Origin of the sequence: Pseudoduganella sp. RAF19 (assembly GCF_052114165.1) — a bacterium.
In the GTDB taxonomy this organism is placed as follows: Bacteria; Pseudomonadota; Gammaproteobacteria; order Burkholderiales; family Burkholderiaceae_D; genus Rugamonas.
In genome coordinates this window covers 1-16,909 of the sequence record NZ_JBFREF010000015.1, presented here as the reverse complement: position 1 = coordinate 16,909, position 16,909 = coordinate 1, and the positions used below count along the sequence as shown (strand labels likewise).

At 61.6% G+C, this 16,909-nt stretch carries 14 protein-coding genes and 1 rRNA gene; 5 read left to right on the top strand and 10 right to left on the bottom strand.

Annotated elements, in window-relative coordinates; genetic code table 11:
• The first annotated feature begins 76 nt into the window (after window positions 1-76).
• The 5 genes from AB4Z19_RS29110 (at window position 77) to AB4Z19_RS29090 (ending at window position 5,559) form a co-directional block, all read left to right on the top strand.
• Entirely contained in the window at window positions 77-1,603 is a 1,527-nt protein-coding gene (locus tag AB4Z19_RS29110; protein WP_442036966.1) for a tryptophan halogenase family protein, read from the top strand.
• Between the two features lie 12 nt (window positions 1,604-1,615).
• Window positions 1,616-2,311, top strand: coding sequence for a SapC family protein (locus AB4Z19_RS29105; RefSeq protein WP_442026594.1), 696 nt, complete (start codon window positions 1,616-1,618; stop codon window positions 2,309-2,311).
• Between the two features lie 10 nt (window positions 2,312-2,321).
• Window positions 2,322-3,311, top strand: a complete 990-nt coding sequence (locus AB4Z19_RS29100) for a cupin-like domain-containing protein (RefSeq protein ID WP_442026593.1) — start codon at window positions 2,322-2,324, stop codon at window positions 3,309-3,311.
• A gap of 12 nt (window positions 3,312-3,323) precedes the next feature.
• Complete coding sequence (locus AB4Z19_RS29095; protein WP_442026591.1) at window positions 3,324-4,829, top strand: tryptophan halogenase family protein; 1,506 nt, start codon at window positions 3,324-3,326, stop codon at window positions 4,827-4,829.
• Window positions 4,830-4,920: 91 nt separating this feature from the next.
• On the top strand, window positions 4,921-5,559 hold the full coding sequence (locus tag AB4Z19_RS29090) for a DUF6151 family protein (protein WP_442026590.1): 639 nt from the start codon (window positions 4,921-4,923) through the stop codon (window positions 5,557-5,559).
• Here AB4Z19_RS29090 and AB4Z19_RS29085 read toward each other — a convergent pair.
• From AB4Z19_RS29085 to rrf, 10 genes are all read right to left on the bottom strand, one after another.
• On the bottom strand, window positions 5,521-6,774 hold the full coding sequence (locus AB4Z19_RS29085) for a sugar MFS transporter (RefSeq protein ID WP_442036964.1): 1,254 nt from the start codon (window positions 6,772-6,774) through the stop codon (window positions 5,521-5,523). The two genes, AB4Z19_RS29090 and AB4Z19_RS29085, sit on opposite strands and share 39 nt — an antisense overlap.
• Window positions 6,775-6,783: 9 nt before the next feature.
• On the bottom strand, window positions 6,784-9,246 hold the full coding sequence (locus tag AB4Z19_RS29080) for a glycoside hydrolase family 3 N-terminal domain-containing protein (protein WP_442036962.1): 2,463 nt from the start codon (window positions 9,244-9,246) through the stop codon (window positions 6,784-6,786).
• A gap of 2 nt (window positions 9,247-9,248) precedes the next feature.
• A complete protein-coding gene (locus tag AB4Z19_RS29075) occupies window positions 9,249-10,613 on the bottom strand; it encodes a GH1 family beta-glucosidase (RefSeq protein WP_442029310.1) in 1,365 nt (454 codons plus the stop codon).
• Window positions 10,614-10,683: 70 nt separating this feature from the next.
• Window positions 10,684-11,718, bottom strand: coding sequence for a LacI family DNA-binding transcriptional regulator (locus AB4Z19_RS29070; protein WP_442036960.1), 1,035 nt, complete (start codon window positions 11,716-11,718; stop codon window positions 10,684-10,686).
• Between the two features lie 46 nt (window positions 11,719-11,764).
• Window positions 11,765-12,808, bottom strand: a complete 1,044-nt coding sequence (locus AB4Z19_RS29065; RefSeq protein WP_442029253.1) for an ABC transporter ATP-binding protein — start codon at window positions 12,806-12,808, stop codon at window positions 11,765-11,767.
• A gap of 4 nt (window positions 12,809-12,812) precedes the next feature.
• On the bottom strand, window positions 12,813-13,658 hold the full coding sequence (locus AB4Z19_RS29060; protein WP_442029252.1) for a carbohydrate ABC transporter permease: 846 nt from the start codon (window positions 13,656-13,658) through the stop codon (window positions 12,813-12,815).
• Window positions 13,655-14,491 (bottom strand): carbohydrate ABC transporter permease, encoded by an 837-nt coding sequence (locus AB4Z19_RS29055; RefSeq protein WP_442036958.1) that lies wholly within the window; start codon window positions 14,489-14,491, stop codon window positions 13,655-13,657. Before AB4Z19_RS29055 ends, AB4Z19_RS29060 begins: the two co-directional genes overlap by 4 nt.
• 7 nt (window positions 14,492-14,498) lie before the next feature.
• Window positions 14,499-15,752, bottom strand: a complete 1,254-nt coding sequence (locus AB4Z19_RS29050; RefSeq protein WP_442029115.1) for an ABC transporter substrate-binding protein — start codon at window positions 15,750-15,752, stop codon at window positions 14,499-14,501.
• 89 nt (window positions 15,753-15,841) lie between these two features.
• A complete protein-coding gene (locus AB4Z19_RS29045) occupies window positions 15,842-16,663 on the bottom strand; it encodes a hypothetical protein (protein WP_442029116.1) in 822 nt (273 codons plus the stop codon).
• A 137-nt stretch (window positions 16,664-16,800) separates the two neighbouring features.
• Window positions 16,801-16,909 (bottom strand): 5S ribosomal RNA (rrf, locus tag AB4Z19_RS29040); the annotation flags it as partial.

Sequence of the window (16,909 nt, the reverse complement as noted above, 5' to 3'; positions counted from 1 at the left end):
CGCTGCCCAGCGGCGGCCTTTTCGGTTAGACTCGCAGCAAAGCACAACGGGGACAGGTTTCATGGCAGTGAGCAGGATGATCCGACAAGTTGTTGTAGTGGGAGGCGGTTCGGCAGGCTGGCTGACCGCCGCCGTCCTGGCCGCCGACCATCCGGCGCACCAGCCGGGCGGACTGGAAGTTACCTTGGTCGAATCGCCGGACGTGCCGATTATCGGCGTCGGCGAAGGCACCTGGCCGACGATGCGCGACACTTTGCATCGCATCGGTGTTTCCGAATCCGATTTCTTCCGCGAGTGCGACGCCTCGTTCAAACAAGGCTCGCGCTTTAACCGCTGGGTTACCGGCGCGGATGACGATTACTATTTCCACCCGTTTGTTCTGCCGCAGGGCTATGGCGAGGCCAATCTGGTCGAGCGCTGGCTGGAAGCATTTCCGCAAGTGCCCTTTGCCGATCTGGCTTCGTTCCAGCCGCACCTGTGCGTGCAGGGCAAGGCGCCCAAGCAGGCCGCCACGCCGGAATTCGCGGCGGTGGCCAACTATGGCTACCACCTGGACGCGGGCAAATTCTCCGTCTTCCTGCGCAAGCACTGCACCGAACGCCTCGGCGTGCGGCATGTACTGGATCACGTGGATGCCATCACATCCGGCGATGGCGGCGATATCGCCTCACTGAAACTGCGTCAGGGCGGCGTGCTGGCCGGCGACCTGTTTGTCGATTGCACCGGCATGCAATCGCGCCTGCTGGGCCAGCACTTTGAAGTACCCTTCATCTCGCAGAAGCATGTGCTGTTCAACGACAGCGCGCTGGCAGTGCAAATTCCCTACCCTGCCGAAGATACGCCCATCGGTTCGCAGACCACGTCCACCGCGCAGCGCAACGGCTGGATCTGGGATATCGGCCTGCCCTCGCGGCGCGGCATTGGCCACGTTTATTCCAGCGCCCATACCAGCGACGAGGCAGCGGAAGCCGAACTGCGCGCCTACATCGGACTGGACGACATTCCGCCGCCGCGCAAGCTGACCTTCAATCCAGGTTACCGCGAGCGCTTCTGGCAACGCAATTGCGTGGCCGTAGGCCTTTCCTCCGGCTTTATCGAGCCACTGGAAGCGTCGGCACTCGCCATGGTCGAACTGTCGGCCAATATGATCAGCGACGACATGCCCGCGACGCGCGAAGCCATGGACATCGTTGCGCGCCGCTTCAACGAGACTTTCCGCTATCGCTGGGAGCGCGTGATCGACTTCCTCAAGCTGCACTATGTGCTGAGCCACCGCAGCGATTCGCCATATTGGATCGATAACCGCGAAACGGTGCCGGAACGCCTGGCCGAAATGCTGACGCTGTGGCGCCATCGTCCGCCGTCGCGCAGCGACTTTTACCGCATCGAGGAAGTCTTCCCGGCTGCCAGCTACCAGTACGTCTTGTACGGCATGGGCTTCCGCAGCGAGGCTGGCGGCGGTTTGCGCCGTCCCGATAATGCGGAAGCAGCCGATAACTACTTCCGCGAAACAGCCGGGCTGACGGCGAAAATGCTGAAGGCCCTGCCCACCAACCGCGAGCTGATCGCCCATATCCGGCGTCACGGCTTGCCTCGAATCTGAAAAGGCCACTTCATGCCCAATCACGCACTGCTCAATAACGTGGCCCACAAGGACATGCACATCGTCACCGCACGCGGCGCGCAGTATGGCGACAACGTGATGAGCGCCCTCACCTTCCCCGGCGAGTTCCGCGATGTGCAGTCCTGCTACCCGATCGTGTTCCGCAAGAGTGCCGATGGTTCTTTCGAATCGCTGGCCTTGTTCGGCTTCCAGGAAGGCGAGAATCTTTTCCTTGGTCCAGACGGCTGGGATGCTGCCTATGTGCCGCTGGCCATCGAGCGCCAGCCTTTCCTGATCGGCCGCAACGGCGACGAACTGACCGTACATGTGGACCTGGATAACCCGCGCGTCAATCGCAGCGAGGGCGAACCGGTATTCCGTACCCACGGCGGCACCACCGAATACCTGGAAAACGTCAATTCCATGCTGCTGGCCCTGCACAACGGCCTGCAGCAACAGCGCCTGTTCATCGGCGCCCTGCTGCAGAACGAACTGCTGGAATCCTTCGTGGCCGACATCGAGCTGAATGACGGCTCCCAGAACCGCCTGGCCGGCTTCTACACGATCCATGAAGAGCGTCTGGCAGCACTGGGCGGGCCGGCGCTGGAAGGCCTGCACCGCGCCGGCTTCCTGCAGCCGATCTATATGCAGATTGCCTCCATGGCCAACTTCCGTGCACTGATCGAGCGTAAGAACCGTGCTGGTTGATGCAAAACCGATGCGGGAAGTGCACGGCGTTACGCGCGAGACGCTGACGGACGAGATCCTGACTTCCACGCAGCCCATGATTCTGCGTGGCCTGGTTGCGGACTGGCCCGCCGTGCACGCGGGCGCCACACACCAGACGGCAGACGCCTACCTGCGCCGCTTCTATCGCGACTGCACGGTGGTCGCCATGCTGGGCCGCGACGACATCGAAGGCCGCTTCTTCTACAACGAAGACCTGAGCGGCTTCAATTTCCAGTCGCTGCGCGCGCGTATCGACCAGGTACTGGATGAACTGGCGGCGCAGCGCGATAACCCGCAGCCGCCTGCCATCTATGTCGGTTCGACCACGGTGGAAGTCGCCCTGCCCGGCTTCCGCGAAGAGAATCCGATCGATCTCGGTGTGCGCGACGCGCTGATGAGCGTCTGGTTCGGCAACCGCACGCGCATCGCTGCGCATTACGACTTGCCGGACAATCTGGCCTGCGTGACAGCCGGCCACCGCCGCTTCACCCTGTTCCCGCCGGACCAGCTGACCAATCTGTATATCGGCCCGCTGGACTTCACACCTGCCGGCCAGTCCATCAGCCTGGTGGATTTCGCCAAGCCCGATCTGGAGCGCTTCCCACGCTTTGCGGAAGCCTGCCGCCATGCGCAAGTGGCCGAGCTGGGGCCGGGCGACGCCATTTTCATCCCCAGTATGTGGTGGCATCATGTGGAGGCGCTGGACAGCTTCAATATGCTGATCAACTACTGGTGGCGCCAGTCGCCCGATTACATGGACACGCCCAGCAATGCGCTGATGCTGTCTCTGATGACGATCCGCGACCTGCCGCACGAACAGCGCGAGGCCTGGAAGGAACTGTTCCGCCACTACGTATTCGAGGCCGACGAAAATACTTCCGCTCACATGTCGCCGCAAGCGCGCCGCATGCTGGGCCCCATCGACGATGACATGTCGCGCGTGCTGCGCGCGCAGCTGCTCAAGAAAATTAACCGGTAACAGGAGACACCAATGCGAGAACATAATGGAGAAGACCGCCGCCCTATCCGGCGCGTTGTGATTGCCGGCGGCGGCACCGCTGGCTGGATGGTGGCTGCCGCGCTGTCTCGCACCCTGGGCAAGCTGCTCGACATCAAACTGGTGGAGTCCGACGAAATCGGCACCGTGGGCGTAGGCGAAGCGACCATTCCTACTTTGATGAACTATCACAGCCTGCTGGAGATCAATGAGCAGGAATTCATGGCCGCCACCAACGCCACCTTCAAGCTGGGCATCAGCTTCGAGAACTGGCGCAACGTCAATGAAGACTACATCCACTCCTTCGGTCTGACCGGCACCGACCACTGGACCGCGGGCTTCCAGCATTTCTGGCGCAAGGGCCGCGAGCGCAATCTCGCCGGCGACTACGGCGATTACTGCCTGGAACTGAAAGCGGCGCAGGAAAACCGCTTCGCCCACTTGCCGCGCCAGGGCATCAACTACGCTTACCACATGGACGCCAGCGCCTATGCGCGCTATCTGCGCAAGTATTCGGAAGGCTATGGCGCCCAGCGTATCGAAGGCAAGATCGCCCGCGTGAACACCGATCCGGCAAGCGGCAACATCACGTCCCTGCAGCTGGAGAACGGGGCGCTGCTGGAAGGCGATCTGTTCATCGACTGCACCGGCTTCCGCGCCTTGCTGATCGGCGAAACCATGAAGCAGGAGTATGAGGACTGGTCGCAATGGCTGCACTGCGACAGCGCGATTGCAGTGCAGACGGCATCCGTTGGTCCTGCCGTGCCGCTGACGCGCTCCATCGCACGCGACGCCGGCTGGCAGTGGCGCATTCCGCTGCAGCACCGCGTCGGCAATGGCATCGTCTTCTCCAGTAAATTCACCGATGACGAGCACGCGAAGCAAACCCTGCTCTCCAATATCGAGGGCGAGCAACTGGTGCAGCCACGCGTGATCCGCTTCAAGCCGGGCCAGCGCCACAAGACCTGGGTTGGCAACTGCGTCGCCATCGGCCTGGCCAGCGGCTTCCTGGAGCCGATCGAGTCGACCAGTATTCACCTGATCCAGCGCGGCATCATCCGTCTGATGCAGCTGTTCCCGGCTCAGGGTATCCGTCAAAGCGATATCGACGAATACAACAGCCAGACGCGCACGGAGATTGAACACATCCGTGACTTCATCATCTTGCACTATAACGTGACGAACCGCCGCGATACCGCGTTCTGGCGCCATTGCGCCGAGATGGAAGTACCGGCCTCCCTGCGTCATCGCATCAATCTGTTCCGCGAAACGGGCCGCGTGTTCCGTATTCCGAACGAGCTGTTCGCCGAGAACTCCTGGATTCAGGTGATGCTGGGCCAGGGCATCATGCCGGAGCAGCACCACCAGGCGGCCGATCTGATGGGCGATGCGGAACTGTCGGCCTTCCTCGGCAGCATCAGCGATACGGTGAACCGCACCGTGGCCCAGCTGCCGCAGCATGAGGCTTATGTGCGCCAATATTGTGCGGCGCCTGTCTAGACGGCTGTGTGTCTCAATGTATCACTGAAATCCGCAGGACACACCGCAGCGATTTAATCCCAACATCGAATATCAATGTTGGGAGCTAATCATGCAATACACAGCAAGAAAAATTCAATGCAAATGCGGGCATCTGCAGGGTGCCCTGTCCGGCGCGGTGTCCGTAACACGCCTTGTCTGCCACTGCGCGGACTGCCAGGCCTACGCCCATGCATTAGGCAACCCGGAACGTGTGCTGGATGGCCATGGCGGCACTGATGTTGTGACCACCTTACAGCAGCATGTATCGTTCACGCAGGGCGCAGAGGCGCTGGCCTGTGTTTCGCTGTCCGATAAAGGCTTGCTGCGCTGGTACGCCAGCTGCTGCAACACGCCAATCGCCAACACCGCGCGTGATCCGAAGCTGTCCTTCGTCGCGCTGCTGCACAACGGCCTTGGCAAGTCCATCGCGACGCTAGATGCCAAATTCGGCAGCAAGCGTGTGCACACAAACACCAGGCACGCTAAAGGCAAGGGTCCCTCCAGCGCCGCGGCGACGTTCTTTGCCACTGCCGGCATCATCGCTTCCGTGCTGCGCGCCCGCGTCAACGGCAGCTGGCAGATCAGCCCCTTCTTCCAGGCTGGTGCGCCCGTGGCGACTCCACGCGTATTGAGCGAAACGGAGCGCGCACGGGCTTACAAGGCCGTGACCTCAGGTCTTGTGCAGGCCGGCGTACTTCAGGCCAAATAGCAGGATGTAGGCGTAGCAAGCCGCCGGAATCACGAAGGAGAGTTGCAGCCCTGCGTTGTCCGCCAGCGCGCCTTGTGCAAAKGGCACCAGTGCACCGCCGACGATGGCCATGCACAGGATGCCCGACGCCTGGCCGGTGAAGCGGCCCAGCTTGTGAAGCGCCATGCTGAAGATGGTCGGGAACATGATGGAGTTGCACAGGCCAACCGCCAGGATTGCCCACATCGCCACCTTGCCATGGCCCAGAATCGCGGCCAGGATCAGCACGATGGCAGCCGTGGCGTTGAACGCCAGCGCCTTGCCGGGACTGATCTTGCGCATCACCGCGAAACCGATGAAGCGGCCGACCATCGCGCCGCCCCAGTACAGGCTGACGTATTGCGCGGCATCGGCATGCGACAGCCCTGCAATGGCCGGCTCACCGAGGAAGTTGATCAGGAAGGAGCCGACGCTGACTTCGCCGCCGACATAAACGAAGATGGCGATCGCACCCAGCACCAGGTGCGGAAACGATGTCGCGGAGCGCTTCTCCACCGCATCAGTGACGCCAGCCGGCGACGCCGTCTGCGCGTCCGTCCCCTCGTCGGCATGCGTGATGTGCGGCAGACGCGCTGCCGCAAACAACAACGCCAGTACGGCCAGCGCGCCGGCCAGCGCCAGGTACGGTCCCTGCACGCTGCCGCCCGACAGGATCAGGAAACCGCCAACCGACGGACCAACCGTCGTGCCCAGTGAATTGAAGGCCTGCGTCAAGGTCAGGCGGCTGGACGCGGTACGCGCCGGACCAAGCACGGTAACAAAAGGATTCGCCGCCACCTGCAGGATGGTGATGCCCGCTGCCAGCACGAAGAAGGCAAACAGGAACAGCGTATAGCCGCTCTCCGCCGCCGGATAGAACAGCGCGCAGCCGCCGGCCGCAATCAGCAGGCCTGTCACCGCGCCGCGCTGATAGCCGATGCGGCGAATCAGTCCGCCCGCCGGCAGCGATACGATGAAGTAGGCGCCGAAGAAGCAGAACTGCACCAGCATCGCCTGCACGTAGCTGAGCGTATATTTCGCCTTCAGATGCGGGATCAGCACGTCATTGAGCGACGTGAGCAAGCCCCACATGAAGAACAGGATGGTGATGATGACCAGCGGCGCCGTGTTATTGCCGTTGGCATCGTGGGTCGAATGCGCCACTGGCGCGCTAGCATTGTGTGCGGTATTTGCCATGACCGTTCCTTATTTCAGATCTTCGCAGCGCACCGCATCGGTGGCGCCGGAGACAATCTCGATATTCGCAAACGATGCCGCAAACGTTGCGTCTGACGTAATGCTGAATGGCGTATCGACGCGCTCCGGATGCAAACCAGCGAAGCAAGCCAGGGGAATCGAAACACTCTGCTTGCCCTTGCCTGCCAGGCGCTGGAACAGCGCGGTCGCATTGACCGTGCTGTCCTGCATTGCCAGCGTTACCTTGCCCTGCGGCGCCGCCGACACGATGGTGGCAAAGTGCAGCGCGCCATCCTTGGCCAGCGCCGGCGGCAGGGCCAGCGGCTTGGCGCCATGCGCTTCAACGGATGCCGGACCGGTCCAGGTCACCAGCTTGGCGTCCTGCTGGGTATTGATCTGCGAAGTCTGCACCTTGATGCCCGGCAGCTGGAAGGTCGCGTTCAGGTCTGCGCCCAGTGCCTGGCGTTCGCTGCCGCTGCGGATCGCGAGCGGGAAGCTGGCACGGTCGGCCTGGCTGAAAACAGGATAGCTATTGCCGCCGCCGCAACCGCCCGCCGCATACGAGGTATCCAGCTTGCCCAGTTTCGAACGCTGTCCGTTTTTCAGACCATAGCCATAGGCGAACAGCGGCGAATAATCGGCATCGCCTACGTTCAGCGGCGTCTGGCAGGCCGACTTCGGCCACGAGAAGGACAGTTTGCCGCGGAAGTCGTATTTCTGTTTGCCGGCCACCAGCAGATCAGATACGCCCTTGCCTTCGGTGCCTGGCAGCCAGGCCGCGATAAAGGTATCCGACAAATTCAGCAAATCGTTGGTGTACAGAGGACGGCCGGAAACGAACACGGTCACCACCGGCTTGCCCTTCCCTGCCACGGCCTCCAGCACGGACAAATCCTCCGGATAACGGCTGCTGTGGCGCAGCGTGCCGGACGGGCCGATATCGCCATCGCCTTCGGCGTATGGACGCTCGCCGATCACGGCGATCACGGCATCGAACTTGCTGACATCCACATCGCGCGCATCGGCACTGAACAGCACATTCTCGGCGCCCGCCGCGGCGCGGATGCCGGCCAGGATGCTGTCGGCGTTCGGGAAGTCGGCATTGGTGTTGTCCGTGCCCTGCCAGGTCAGCGACCAGCCGCCGGTCTGGTTGGCGATATTGTCCGCGGTCTTGCCCACCACCAGAATCTTCTTGCCGTGTGCCAGTGGCAGCGCAGGGCCTTCGTTCTTCAGCAGCACCAGCGATTCACGTACCGCACGGCGCGCCAGCTCGCGCGCCAGCAGCGCATCGTTCTTGCCCGCGTGGGCGTTCTGCGCAGGGCTCTTACCAAACAAGCCAGCGCGCAGCTTCACGCGCAGGATACGGGTCACGGCATCATCAATGCGCGCCATCGGAATCTCGCCGGACTTCACTTGCGCGATGGTGTTGGCGATAAAGGCCTTCCAGTCATCCGGCACCATGATCATGTCCACGCCGGCATTGATCGACTGCGGGCAGCTGTCGTTGCGGCAGCCCGGTACTTCGGCGATGGCGTTCCAGTCGCTGATCACAAAACCGTCGAAGCCCATCTTGGTCTTCAGTACATCGGTCAGCAACACTCGGCTGCCGTGCATCTTGCCGTAATTGACGCCTGCGCTGACATCGTCCCAGCTGTTGAACGACGCCATCACCGTCTGGGCTCCCGCCGCCAGGCCGGTGTAATAGCCGCGGGCATGGATATTCATCATCTGCTCGGCCGTGGACTTGTTCACGCCACGGTCCTTGCCCTGGTCGGTGCCGCCGTCACCCATGAAGTGCTTGATACTGGCGACCACGTTGGCATCGTTCTTGAAACTGCCCTGCAGACCGCGAACGTAAGGACCTGCATAGCTTTCGACTACTTCAGGGTTTTCCGAGAAGCTCTCGTAGGTACGTCCCCAGCGGTCGTCACGCACCACAGCGATGGTCGGACCAAAGATCCAGGCGATGCCGGTTGCGCGTACCGCCTTGCCGGTGGCTGCGCCGATTTCTTCTGCCAGTTTCGGATCGCGCGCCGCACCGAGGCCGATGTTATGCGGGAACAGCGTGGCGCCATAGATATTGCTGTTGCCGTGGATCGCGTCGATCCCCCAGATGACTGGCACCTTCACCGCCATATCAGTCGACATGGAGGCCTGGTGGTAGGCCTCCGCCAGGTCCAGCCAGTCCTTCGCGCTGGCGTGCTTGTTCCCTTTCGGCCAGCTGCCACCGCCGTTCAGCACGGAGCCGAGGTAGTAGCGCTTCACATCGTCAGGCGTGGTGGTCTTGATTTCCGGCTGCGTCATCTGGCCGATTTTCTGCTCAAGCGTCATTTTGCTCACGATTTCCTGCACGCGCTTCTCCAGCGCGTCGTCCTTCGCAATGGCGCTCTTGATATGCGGCCAGTCCTTCAGCGGGGCGGCAACGGCGGGAAGTGCGAGCGCTACGGCCAGCGCCAGGGTCAGTCTCTTCATTCTTATTTCTCCGATTTCAGGAAGGCGCGATACCACTTGCCACTGTCTTTCAGGCGGCGCTCCTGGGTTGCGTATTCAATGTGTACAAGGCCAAAGCGGCGCAGATAGCCCTCGGCCCATTCGAAATTGTCCACCAGGCTCCAGGCGAAATAGCCTTTCACCGGCACGCCTGCTGCAATGGCGGCCTTCAGCGCGTCCAGGTGGCGCATCAGGTAATGGCGGCGCTGCACGTCATGCACTTCGCCATTCGCTTCGACGGTGTCGTCGTAGCAGGAGCCATTCTCGGTGATGTAGATATCGCCGGGCTGGTAGTCCTGCTGGATGCGCACCAGCAGCTCGGTCAATCCCTCCGGCGCGACTTCCCAGCCCATGGCCGTGATATCCGAACCGCGAGGCGGCAGCACGCGTGCATCCAGCGGCTCGTGGCCCAGTGCGTTCGCGATAGTCTCGGGGAAGTAGTAATTCACACCGAGGAAATCAGTCTTGACGGACATGGCTTCCAGATCGCCTGGTCGCACGTCCGGTGCGGAAGCGCGCAGGCGCTCCATCGTCTCGGCCGGGTAGCCCTTGCCGAACAGCGGATCGAGGAACCAGCGATAGCGCAAGCCGTCGTGGCGCTCCATCGCAGCCCAGTCTTCCGCACTCGCACTGGCCGGACGCACCGGATGAAGGCTTAGCGAAATACCGACGCGCGCATCCGGGACGTTGGCGCGGATCAGAGGCACGGCTTTTCCATGCGAGAGAAGCACGTGGTGGCAGACCTGCAGCGCCGCATGCAGATCATGCTTGCCCGGCGCATGCACGCCCTCGAAGTTGCCGAGGATGGAGGTACACCATGGCTCGTTGTGCGTGATCCAGTTCGTCACCCGGTCGCCGAGGCGGCGCGACATGACGTCGGCGAACTCCAGGAAGCGGTCCACCGTCTCGCGTGACTCCCAGCCGCCGCGGTCCTGCAGATACTGCGGCAAGTCCCAGTGATACAGCGTGGCCCATGGGTCCAGGCCGCGTTCCAGCATGCCGTCCACCAGGCCCGAATAGAAATCGAGGCCCTTCTCATTCACTTTGCCCGCTTCGTTGATGATGCGCGGCCAGGCAATCGAGAAGCGGTAGGCATTCAAGCCCATATCCTGTGCGATCGCGAAGTCCTGCGGCCAGCGATGGTAGTGATCGCAGGCGACTGCGCCGCTGGAGCCATCGCGCACCTTGCCTGGCGTGGCGGCGAACCGGTCCCAGATGGATTCAACGCGCCCATCTTCGGAGCCTGCGCCTTCGATCTGGTAGGAGGAAGTAGCGCAGCCCCACAGGAAGTCCGTGGCAAAGTCGCTGCGCTTGGGCGCCTGGGGTTCGGTGCGGTCAGTAGTCGTCATGGTCAAAGTATGGAAAGGTTTCCAAGTTTAATTCAAAAAAAGCGGCCCGCCCCACGGGAGGCCGCTCATTTCATGAAGCTTTACGTTTTACGGCCGTGCTGGCGGCCTTTGCCAGCGATGCGCGCAGTGTCACGGTGACGGGGAAGCTGCGCGTTACCGGCCGCCTCAGGTCATAGCATTGATTCAACAACGCGCTGAGTCCATTCATCGTCATCTCGCGCCAGGGCATGTGCACCGACGTCAGGCGCGGGGCAGAGAACTCGGCGCTTGGCGTATCGTCATAGCCAATCACGGACAGATCATGCGGTACGCGAATGCCCGCCTCCTGGAAATAGGACAGCGCGCCGACCGCCATTTCATCGTTGGCGCAGAACAGCGCGCTGCAGCGATGGCCGGATTCGACCAGCTCTTTGGCCGCAGCCCAGCCGCCAGCTGGCGAGAAGTCGCTCTCGGCCACCCACATCTTGCCGGTATCGATGCCGTTCTGCTGCAATTCATCCATGAAGCCGTTGATACGGGCCACGCTGTCGGCGAGTCGCGAAGGACCTGCAATCACGGCGATGTCGCGATGCTTATGGTCCAGCAGCGCACGTGCGGCAAGGCGGCCGCCCAGTGCGTGGTCCACGGTGAAGCACTGGTCAGGAATCTCGGTGAAGGGATGGTTCAGCGCCACGAGGCGGCTTTGCGCTGCGCCCAGCCCTGCAATGTCTTCGTCATGCAGAGCGCCCGTCATGATGATCAGGCCATCGCAGCCGCGCTCCATCAGGAATTCAATGCCCTCTTTCGCCTGCTTGCGTTCGTCGCCAAGACCCACGCCGAAAGCCACCACCATATGCAGCCCCGCAGCACGCAGCTCGGTATCGATGATCTGCAGGATGGGTGTGTAGAAGGTGCCGCTCAGCACAGGGATGTAGACGCCGATCATCTGGCTGGTGCCCGACAGCAGCGAACGCGCAGCATGCGATGGACGGAAACCCAGTTCCTCAATGGCCTTCTTCACTTTCTCAAGCGTGGCGGGCGATACGGCCCCCTTCCCGCTGACTACGCGGGACGCCGTTCCCAGTCCAACGCCCGCAAGGCGGGCAACGTCTTTGATTGTGGCCACAGTGATCCTTAGTTAACTTGTGAGAGCATACTTGATGGCTTCCATCTCATAAAGCCTTTCCGCTGTCGGGGTCGAACAGGCAGGCGCGACGCGCATCAATGGCAAACGCCACCTGGTCCCCTACCGCAAACGAACGAGCCTCCTGCACGATGCACGATAGCTGATGACCACCGCAATCCAGCCACACCACCTGATGACTGCCCATCGGCTCGGCCAGCGACACCTTGCCAAGCAGCGGACCATCATCCATTAACGCTATATGCTCGGGGCGCACACCCAGCACGGCCTTGCGCGGACCTGCCGCACTCACGCCGACCGACAGCGTCCCGGCATTGAATCTGCCCAGGGCATCCAGCTCACCGTGAATAAAGTTCATCGAGGGCGCGCCAAGGAAGCCCGCTACAAACAGGTTCGCCGGCCGCTCATACACTTCACTCGGCGTGCCTACCTGCTGAATCTCACCGGCCTTCATCACCACGATGCGGCTGGCTAGGGTCATCGCTTCAACCTGATCGTGGGTCACATAAATCATGGTCGAGCCCAGATTCTGATGCAGCAGTTTCAGCTCGCGGCGCAGGTCCGTGCGCAGCTTTGCATCCAGATTCGACAATGGCTCATCAAACAAATACACGTTCGCATTGCGCACCAGCGCACGGCCAATTGCCACACGCTGACGCTGGCCGCCGGACAGCTGCGCCGGCTTGCGCTTCAGCAGCTCCTTCAGGTGCAGCATTCCCGCCACGCGCTCAAGGCGTTCTGCAATCTGCGCCTTCGGCATGCCCGCAATGCGCAAGCCGAAGGACATATTCTTCTCCACCGTCATAGTCGGGTACAGCGCATACGACTGGAACACCATGCCGATACCACGCTCGCTCGGATCGATGCGCGACATATCCTTGCCACCGATCTCGATACTGCCACCGCTCGTTTCAATCAGGCCCGCGATGCTATGCAGCAGGGTCGACTTGCCGCAGCCCGAAGGACCAAGCAGCACCAGAAACTCGCCCTCCTTCACCTGCAGATCCAGCTCCCTGATCACAGCGTTACCGCCAAGGGTGATGCTCAACTTACGCAAATCTACGTTCGACATCCACTCAACCTTTCACTGCGCCAGCGGCGATGCCGCGTACAAACCAGCGGCCGGACAAGAAGTAAATCGCCAAGGGCACTAGCGCCGTGAGAATGGTCGCCGCCATGTTGACGTTATAAAGACGGACACCCGTCGTGGTGTTGATTACATTATTCAGCTGCACCGTCATTGGCGCGTTATCGCGCCCTGCAAAGACCAGGCCCAGGATATAGTCGTTCCAAACGCCCGTAACCTGCATGATGGCCGCGACCACCAGCATAGGAATAGAAGCTGGCAGCATCACGTGCCAGAAGATGCGCCAGAAACCGCCACCATCGATGCGCGCAGCCTGGAACAGCTCATGCGGCAGCGACACATAATAGTTGCGGAAGAGGAGAGTCAGTACCGGCATGCCGAACACCAGATGCACCAGCACGATTGCGGTCAGCGAGCCATACACTTCCATCGCGGCCAGCATACGCACCAGCGGATAAATCATCACCTGCACCGGCACGAATGCGCCCAGCAGCAGGATCGCAAACAGTACGTTGGCGCCACGCGGGCGCCAGAACGACAGCGCATAGCCATTCAGCGCGCCCAGCAGGATCGGCAGGATGGTACTCGGCACCGCAATGCGCACGGAATTCCAGAAGCCGGCCCGCACGCCATCGCAGGACGCGCCGGTGCAGGCTTCACTCCACGCCGAACGCCAGGCTTCCAGTGTTGGCGCCAGCGGCAGCGCAAACAGGTGGCCATTGCGGATTTCGTCCATCGACTTCAGCGAGGTGGTGATCATGATGTACAGCGGCAGCATGAAGAACAGCGCTGCGCTGAGCAGGAAGGCATACAGGCCGATGCGCGCTGGCTTCATGCGATCCTCCGGCGGCTGCGCGCATAAGCATAAGGCGCCAGCAGCATCAGCACCGTCACCAGCAGCATGACTGCGGCAGCCGATGCCAGGCCGATGTTCGCGCGCAGGAAGAGATGGTCCATGATGAACTTGGCCGGCACTTCGCTGGCGATGCCGGGGCCGCCCTGGGTCATGGACACCACCGCGTCGTACAGTTTGACGACCATGGTCGCCAGCAGAATCAGCACCGTTGCAACGGTAGGACCGAGCATGGGCAGCACGATCGACAGGTACACGCGCCACACGGGAATACCGTCCAGCCGCGCGGCTTTCCAGATTTCGGGATCGACACCGCGCAAGCCTGCCAGCATCAGCGCCATCACAAAGCCGGACGCCTGCCATATGGAGGCGATGACGATGGTGTAGATCACTTTATCCTGATCGACCAGCCAGTCGAAGTCGAGGCCGGGAATGCCGTCCGGTGTGAAGATCCATTGCCACACAAGGCCGGTTGCGACGAAGGACATCGCATACGGATAGAGGAAGACCGTGCGCAAAGCGCCTTCCCCCGTTACCTGGCGGTCGATGCAGGCCGCCAGCAGAAAGCCGATCACCAGGCAGGCCAGAATGAACAGCACACCGTAAATGGCGAGATTATGCGCCGACAGCTGCCAGCGTTCGTTATCGAACAGCCGCGTGTAATTGGCCATGCCCACGAACTTATTCGACGCGATGCTGCGCGAGCCGGTCAGCGAGACATAGAAAGTCCAGGCGAAGGCGCCCAGATAAGCTACGCCCACCGTGGCCAGCATCGGCAACAGCGCGAAGTAAGGCATGACGCCGCGTTGACGCATCGGCAGCTCAGTTCCGCAGCGCGGCAGCCAGCGCTTTTTGCGCTCTCTCTACCGGCATGGACGTATTCCAGAAGGCGGTGATCGCATCTTGCAGCGCGCCGTTCTGATCGGGCGTCAGGTAGACCTCAGGTGCGCCGGCAAGACGCGACTTGCCACGCATGATGGCGGCACCGGCCTGCGAGCACACATCGAGCGAACTGGTGTCGAGATCGACGCGCGGCGGCAGCGAGCCTTTGAGTTTGTTGAAGGAGATCAGCGTCGTCGGCGCAACCAGTGTGCGCGCCATCAGCTTTTGCGCCTGCTGCACATCTCCGCGATCCGATCTCGGGAAGACGAAGGCATCGCCCTGCACCAGGTATGGCACGTCAGGCCCCAGGCCGGCAATACAGCCGAAGTCCACGCCCGGCTTTTGCTTGGCCGCGGTGAATTCGCCTTTCGCCCAGTCGCCCATGATTTGCACGCCCGCTTTGCCGCTTACCAGCAAGGCCGTGGCGTCGTTCCAGTTGCGGCCAGGCGCGTTCGGGTCCACGTAAGACTGCAGGCGCTTGTAAGCGACCAGCACCTTGCGCATCGCTTCGGAGTTGATCGCCTTCTGGTCGCGGTCACGCATCACCTGCATGTACAGCTGCTTGCCGCCGACGTTGGCCAGAACGCCTGCAAACAGCACGTTTTCTTGCCACGCCTGCCCGCCGTGCGCCAGCGGGATCAGGCCAGCAGCCTTCAGTTTGTCCAGCGCGGCGAAGAGTTCATCCATCGTCGCCGGCTCTTTGGTGATGCCTGCCTTCTTGAACGCAGCCTTGGAGTACCAGATCCAGGTTTGCATGTGGATGTCGAGCGGCAGCGCATAGTAATGGCCGTCGACCTTGATCACGTGCGCGATTGGCTCGGGCAGCGTGCGGTCCCAGTCCTGTTGCCTGGCGATGTCGTCGAGCGGCATGAGCATGTCCTGCTCCACCACGTCGAGAAATTGCTTGGAGATGTTGAATTGCGCAGCCGCGGGCGCTTTGCCGCCAACGATGCGGTTCAGGGTGACCGCGCGGGCCTGGTCGCCGCCTGCAATGGCGGTGTCGATCCAGTTGCCGCCGGCAGCACGGTAAGCGCCTTCCAGCTGTTTGACGGCAGCCGACTCGCCGCCCGAGGTCCACCAGTGAATGACTTCAGCATTGAGCGCCGGACTCGCGGTGCCGGCGCCAGCCTGCGCCACACCCGCCACGAACAGCGCCAGACCGCAGGCAACGGCCAGCTTGCTACGCTTGAACATCCTGTCTCCTTGGTTTTGCGGCACGTTTTGGAAACGTTACCAATTATTGAGGAGACTATAAGACAAAAACCACGGCAGCGCAACAACTGCTACAACAGTCCTTCAATGCCGGCCAGCTGCGCCTTGATGCCAACCAGGTCGACGCTGGTGCCGTTGCCTTCGGCGATCGCGGTGTATTTGCCGTCGCCGTTGCCGTCGTAGAAAAGTTCGAAGCTCGTATGGTGGGTGCCCGTGTGCGTTTCGAGCACAAATCCCTTTTCAAGCTGAGTATAGCTGGTGTGCTCGCCAGGTGTCACGGTCTTGGTGCTGCCATCCCACAGGATCGCCTGCACTCCGGTCACATTGCCACTGGCATCGAATACAAACTGGTCGCGCTCAAAAGGCTCGACGTTGAGCGCAGTCGTTGCACTGCCCTGCGCGATGACCGTCCTGGTGTCGGATGCGAGCGCGTATTCGCCGCTGCTGCCGACCTGCACGAAGTTCAGCGTTTCGATCAGATCGCCCACTACGCGCGTTTCCGTCACGCCGGCCGCGCTGGCGGAGAAGCTCGATGCCGGTGTGTTGGTCAGATCCCTGGTGTGCGTGTGTGTGCCGAAAATGAAGGTCTCGCTGGCGGCAGTCACGGCGCCGCCGGTGACGGTGAAACTGAAGTAATGCTTGTCGGTACTGGGCGCCTTGATGACGGTCGATTCGGAGCTGATGCGGTAAATGCTGGCGTCAGCCGCATCCTGAGTGTAGATCACGGTAACTGTCGCGCGGTCGCCGCTGATGGTTTCCGTGACCTTGTTGGCGATACTGGTGAACGTGGTGCCGTCCGGCACCCGCAATACATGGTCATATCGTGCGCCGACCAGGCTGATGCCTGTGATCTGGCCACTGGAATCGGTCGTGAATTTGAAGGTCTCGTCCATGGTTCCTCCCTGTTCTGCAGAGCATATTAGGCAAGCTTTGCGTTAAGGAGGGTTGGGAAACTATTACAAATTGTAAGAGGCGGCTAAAAGCAAAAAGCCCACCGGCGCATGCGCCTGGTGGGCTTTTTCAATAACTAGCCTGACGATAACCTACTTTCACACTGGTTGCAGCACTATCATCGGCGCAAAGTCGTTTCACGGTCCTGTTCGGGATGGGAAGGGGTGGGACCGACTTGCTATGGTCAT